The organism is Sinorhizobium psoraleae (assembly GCF_013283645.1).
Classification (GTDB): domain Bacteria; phylum Pseudomonadota; class Alphaproteobacteria; order Rhizobiales; family Rhizobiaceae; genus Sinorhizobium; species Sinorhizobium psoraleae.
Window position 1 is genome coordinate 1 of sequence record NZ_JABEKV010000061.1, and the last position, 1,156, is coordinate 1,156.

The 1,156-nt window shown below is 58.0% G+C and carries 1 pseudogene; it reads left to right on the plus strand.

Annotated elements, in window-relative coordinates:
• The first annotated feature begins 46 nt into the window (after positions 1–46).
• A pseudogene (locus ILFOPFJJ_RS34595) lies at positions 47–1,142 on the plus strand (IS630 family transposase).
• The last annotated feature ends 14 nt before the right edge of the window (positions 1,143–1,156 follow it).

Consider the following 1,156-nt stretch of genomic DNA (forward strand, 5'->3'; position numbering starts at 1 on the left):
AGTATCATTGTATATACCCCGTATTCGGAGAGACGGGGGCATTGGTATGGCGGGACGACAGGCGGATATTGTCGTATTAAGCGATGAGGATCGGACTTTTCTCGAAGCTCAGGTTCGGCGGCACAAGGCGCCGCGTTCTCTGTCCGATCGATGCCGGATGGTCCTTCTGTGCGCGGATGGATTGCAGAGTAAGGACGTTGCCGAACGCCTCGGTGTCCACGAGCACACGGTTGGCAAATGGCGGCGGCGGTTCGTGCAGAATGGCATTGAAGGGCTGACCGACGAATATCGTGCGGGTCGCCCACGCACAGTGTCGGATGTGCAAGTTGCTCAGGTGATCGAGCGCACACTGAACACGACCCCGAAGGACGCCACCCATTGGTCGATCCGCTCCATGGCGGCCGAGACAGGGCTTTCGCACACCACCATTCGTCGGATCTGGGCCGCGTTCGGGCTGCAACCACATCGCTCGGAAACGTTCAAGCTGTCGACCGATCTCTGTTCGTCGACAAGGTGCAGGACATTGTCGGTCTCTACATGTCGCCGCCGAACCGGGCGATCGTGCTGTGTGTGGACGAAAAGTCGCAGATCCAGGCGTTGGATCGCGAGCAGCCTGTCTTGCCCATGGCGCCGGGCATGCCGGAACGGCGTACGCATAGCTATGTCCGCAATGGCACGACGTCTCTGTTCGCGGCGCTCGACGTTGCCACCGGTGCGGTGATCGGTAAATGCTACAAACGTCACCGGGCAACCGAGTTCCTCGATTTCCTCAAGCGGATCGACGTCGCGATGCCGAAGGACCAGAGGTCCATCTCGTCATGGACAACTATGCAACCCACAAGACGCCGAAGATCAAGGCTTGGCTCGCGCGTCGGCCGCACTGGCATGTTCATTTCACACCGACATAGGCCTCCTGGGTTAATCAGGTCGAACGGTGGTTCGCAGAGCTGACGCGCAAGCAATTGCAACGCGGCGTCCATCGATCAACGGCAGAACTCGAAGCCGATATCGTCGCCTTCATCAAGGCGCACAACGAAAATCCCAAGCCTTACAAATGGGTCAAATCCGCCGACGAAATCCTCGCCGCCGTCAAACGATTCTGCCAAAAAACAATGAACCGAACTAAGGATTCAGGTGACTAGCACTACTTTGGCAC